The sequence below is a fragment of the Psychrobacillus sp. genome (assembly GCF_056205495.1).
Map to the genome: position 1 here is coordinate 1 of NZ_JBAEAP010000599.1, position 3,094 is coordinate 3,094.

General features: G+C 36.6%; 7 protein-coding genes and 1 pseudogene. 3 read left to right on the forward strand and 5 right to left on the reverse strand.

Features of this window, described 5'->3' with window-relative positions; translation table 11 throughout:
* From AC06OU_RS16970 to AC06OU_RS16980, 3 genes are all read left to right on the forward strand, one after another.
* On the forward strand, positions 1–268 hold a 268-nt coding region (locus AC06OU_RS16970), incomplete at its 5' end, for an alpha/beta hydrolase-fold protein (protein ID WP_475857353.1).
* Positions 269–324: 56 nt separating this feature from the next.
* Complete coding sequence (locus AC06OU_RS16975) at positions 325–840, forward strand: YjcG family protein (RefSeq protein WP_169358873.1); 516 nt, start codon at positions 325–327, stop codon at positions 838–840.
* A gap of 2 nt (positions 841–842) precedes the next feature.
* Positions 843–1,271, forward strand: a complete 429-nt coding sequence (locus AC06OU_RS16980) for a GNAT family N-acetyltransferase (protein WP_475857355.1) — start codon at positions 843–845, stop codon at positions 1,269–1,271.
* 52 nt (positions 1,272–1,323) lie between these two features.
* On the opposite strand, the gene AC06OU_RS16985 is transcribed toward AC06OU_RS16980, so the two are convergent.
* From AC06OU_RS16985 to AC06OU_RS17005, 5 genes and pseudogenes are all read right to left on the reverse strand, one after another.
* Positions 1,324–1,635: a hypothetical protein gene (locus AC06OU_RS16985; protein ID WP_169358871.1), complete on the reverse strand. Its 312-nt coding sequence runs from the start codon at positions 1,633–1,635 to the stop codon at positions 1,324–1,326.
* A gap of 75 nt (positions 1,636–1,710) precedes the next feature.
* Complete coding sequence (locus tag AC06OU_RS16990; RefSeq protein WP_169358870.1) at positions 1,711–1,956, reverse strand: stage VI sporulation protein F; 246 nt, start codon at positions 1,954–1,956, stop codon at positions 1,711–1,713.
* Between the two features lie 34 nt (positions 1,957–1,990).
* Positions 1,991–2,164, reverse strand: a complete 174-nt coding sequence (locus AC06OU_RS16995; RefSeq protein ID WP_169358869.1) for a YjcZ family sporulation protein — start codon at positions 2,162–2,164, stop codon at positions 1,991–1,993.
* A gap of 64 nt (positions 2,165–2,228) precedes the next feature.
* Complete coding sequence (gene spoVAE, locus AC06OU_RS17000; protein ID WP_475857358.1) at positions 2,229–2,594, reverse strand: stage V sporulation protein AE; 366 nt, start codon at positions 2,592–2,594, stop codon at positions 2,229–2,231.
* Position 2,595: 1 nt separating this feature from the next.
* A pseudogene (locus AC06OU_RS17005) lies at positions 2,596–3,094 on the reverse strand (stage V sporulation protein AD); the annotation flags it as partial.

Genomic DNA, 3,094 nt, shown 5'->3' on the forward strand with positions numbered 1-3,094 from the left:
TTTGGTTAATGAAGAAATTTTAGAAAAGGTAGAAAATCATACAGAGGTAAGTGCTTTTTCCATTTATCAAGTAATAGGAAATGAAGAAACGGCAGTTAAAACAGGAGACGGACTACTGACCGATTTCCTTACACCTAATCGACAACTGCATGATTTGCTAAAAAATAAAGGAGTTTCTACCTTTTACGACGAATTAAAGGGAGACCATACATGGAAGCTTTGGCAGCCAGATATTAAAAGATCACTGCTAAACAATTTCAGTCTGTAGGGTATTTTTGATATAATAGAAATATATTGTAAGATAATTATAAGGAGGTCATGATTATGAAATACGGTATTGTTGCTTTTCCATCAAAAAAGGTACAAGATTTTGCAAACTCTTATAGAAAGCGTTATGATCCCCATTATGCCCTAATTACTCCTCATATGACATTAAAGGGAGTTTTTGAGGCAGATGAAGCCCAAATTAAAACAATAGCTGACCATATTAATGATATAGCTAAAAAACATAAGCCTTTTACTATGAAAACTACAAAGGTAAGTTCTTTTGCACCTGTAACAAATGCTATCTATTTTAATGTACAGTCAACTCCAGAGCTTGAGAAGCTTCATGAGGATTTAAATTCTATTGAATTTCATGATGATGAAACATATTCGTTTGTTCCTCATATTACTATTGCGCAAAAACTTAGTGGAAGTGAACACGACGATATTTTACCTCAATTAAAAATGATTGGTGCACAGTTTGAGGAAGAAATTGACCGAATTCACCTGTTGTACCAATTAGAAGACGGTTCATGGACCGTATATGAAACATTTAGATTGTCTGGAGCTGAGTAACCTTGGTATTTGCAAAAATTGTTGAAACAGAGAAAGAATATGAGGATGCTATTCAGATAAGAAGAAAAGTATTCGTAGAGGAACAAGACGTTCCTCTACATTTAGAGTTAGACGAATATGATATGAATTCCACGCATTTTGTAGCCTATGATGGAGATACTCCTTTTGGAGCTGGCCGCATCCGTATTGCAGAGCCCCATGTAGGTAAAGTAGAGCGAGTATGTATCTTACCAGAGTACAGAGGGAAGCATTTAGGTAACTTGATGATGGATTGTATGGAGAAATATGCGATGGATCATCAATTTAAAAAGCTAAAACTTAATGCTCAAAGTCAGGCGCTACCTTTCTATGAAAAAAGAGGGTACATTATTACGTCCCCTGAATTTCTGGAGGCTAATATTCCTCATCGAGCTATGGAAAAAGAATTATAATCCTACATAAGCAAAACCCGCTAACGATATGTTAGCGGGTTTTGCTTTTTGCTTAAATATAGGTATTTACAAAATGACCTTTACCTGATATTTCTGCAATAATAGGTGATAAATTGACGGGGTTAGGTTGGATAAAGCCTTTGTATAATGGCAAGCTAGAAAGTTCCTTATTACCCGATAATTGCTTCTCTTCTTTTTGTTCTACATCTTCATTTTGTTGAAGATTTGTTAAGTGATTATCAAAAAGTGATTTCATTTTAACTGATTGAACATTGCTGATTTGAGCAAAATTATATTCTTCCATTTGCATTCGATTAGCATAAATTTGTGACTGCAATGGTTGAACTGGAATAATATACCCCATTCTTATCCACCTCCATTATAAACTCTATGCTCTTTACCCCATTTGAAATTACCTTAAACCTCTTTTTTAAAAAAATTACAACATTTTTTCGATATCAGTTAAACTGATGGAACTTCCTTTTTGGAGGATAGAGTTCGTCAGCTGATCTTCTAATTCTTTAGAAACAGGTTTGTTAGCTACCCTGCCTACTTTTCTTACGATTTTTCTGACTTGATGTTCATCAGTAAAATCCGCATTTGAAATAGCGTTAGCTAATGTAAAAAGCTGATCCATTGATACGCCAGTTTTATTCTCAATCGCTCTAAAAAAAGAATTTTGCATGTATTTTCCCCCTCGCATTATTTATATCCAGGTGTTAAGGGAGAAAGGTGCTTCCTACTATTATTAAAAGAATGAATAACACTACAAGCAGAACAAATGCGTTAGAGCCTTGAAAACCACCGTATCCTCCACCATCATAACCTCCGCCATAGCCATAGCCGTAACCACCACCATAGCAAAAACTTTCGCCACCACAATAGCCGTACATATCTTTCCCCCCTTCCTTTCAACTTATAGTATGCAAAGGGGTAAGAGGAAGTAGGGCATTTTAATTAGTAGGTGGTTTTCCGTTTCTGAAATATAAAGGCTCCAATGATACCAAATAAGATTGCTGCACTAATACCAGAACTAGTTACTTCAAACATTCCTGTTATTACTCCAACTAATCCATGCTTCTCTGCTTCGGCCAACGCTCCATGAGTTAATGAGTTTCCAAAAGAGGTAATTGGTATGGTTGCTCCAGCTCCAGCAAAGTCGATGAGAGGCTCATATAACCCAAACCCATCTAGAATTGATCCCGTAACTACTAATCCACTTAACGTATGAGCTGGCGTAAGCTTGAATGCATCCATTAAGATTTGCCCAACTACACAAATTAATCCACCTACAACAAAAGCTGTGACTAATGATGATATCATATTATCCCTTCTTCTCCATTCGACATTCTATGGCATGTGCTATACACGGGATTGTTTCCCCTTGTTGATAAGTTAAAGGAGACAATAGAGCCCCTGTTGCTACTAATAACACTCGGTTAATTGTTCCCTTTTTCAGCTGACTATAAATATGACTAAAGAATACAGAGGCTGAGCAACCAGGACCACTCGCTCCAGCATTAAAAAATTGGTTGTCTCCATAGTATTGAGCACCAGCATCCTGTAAAATGACTCCACTATTCTCGTCTTGGAACATTTCTTTTAATATAGAAAGACCTATCTTTCCAAGATCGCCTGTCATAATCAAATCATAGTCATTCATTTTGCTATTCGTATTTTTCAGATGCCTTTCAATCGTATCTCTCGCAGCAGGAGCCATTGCAGCTCCCATATGAAGCGGGTCCGATTGCTGGCCATCCACAACTCTGCCCATAGTAGCATGAGTAATATAAGGAGCATTTTTAGCCTTACTTTGTAGTAAT

Coding starts and splice junctions, on each gene's coding strand:
- AC06OU_RS16985 (WP_169358871.1), bottom strand. CDS start 1,635: ATGGGGTATATTATTCCAGTTCAACCATTGCAGTCACAAATTTATGCT.
- AC06OU_RS16995 (WP_169358869.1), bottom strand. CDS start 2,164: ATGTACGGCTATTGTGGTGGCGAAAGTTTTTGCTATGGTGGTGGTTAC.
- AC06OU_RS16975 (WP_169358873.1), top strand. CDS start 325: ATGAAATACGGTATTGTTGCTTTTCCATCAAAAAAGGTACAAGATTTT.
- AC06OU_RS16990 (WP_169358870.1), bottom strand. CDS start 1,956: ATGCAAAATTCTTTTTTTAGAGCGATTGAGAATAAAACTGGCGTATCA.
- spoVAE (WP_475857358.1), bottom strand. CDS start 2,594: ATGATATCATCATTAGTCACAGCTTTTGTTGTAGGTGGATTAATTTGT.